Source organism: Achromobacter sp. GQ309, from assembly GCF_059759315.1.
This window is the reverse complement of sequence record NZ_JCAXDP010000020.1, coordinates 1-424: the sequence shown is the minus strand read 5'-3', so window position 1 is coordinate 424 and position 424 is coordinate 1. Positions and strand designations below refer to the sequence as shown.

At 56.4% G+C, this 424-nt stretch carries 1 rRNA gene; it reads right to left on the bottom strand.

What is annotated here, in order from left to right:
- Positions 1-424, bottom strand: a 16S ribosomal RNA gene (locus AC6CIE_RS27800); the annotation flags it as partial.

Below are 424 nucleotides of genomic sequence, written 5' to 3'. Positions count from 1 at the left end.
CGGTTAGGCTAACTACTTCTGGTAAAACCCACTCCCATGGTGTGACGGGCGGTGTGTACAAGACCCGGGAACGTATTCACCGCGACATGCTGATCCGCGATTACTAGCGATTCCGACTTCACGCAGTCGAGTTGCAGACTGCGATCCGGACTACGATCGGGTTTCTGGGATTGGCTCCCCCTCGCGGGTTGGCGACCCTCTGTCCCGACCATTGTATGACGTGTGAAGCCCTACCCATAAGGGCCATGAGGACTTGACGTCATCCCCACCTTCCTCCGGTTTGTCACCGGCAGTCTCATTAGAGTGCCCTTTCGTAGCAACTAATGACAAGGGTTGCGCTCGTTGCGGGACTTAACCCAACATCTCACGACACGAGCTGACGACAGCCATGCAGCACCTGTGTTCCGGTTCTCTTGCGAGCACT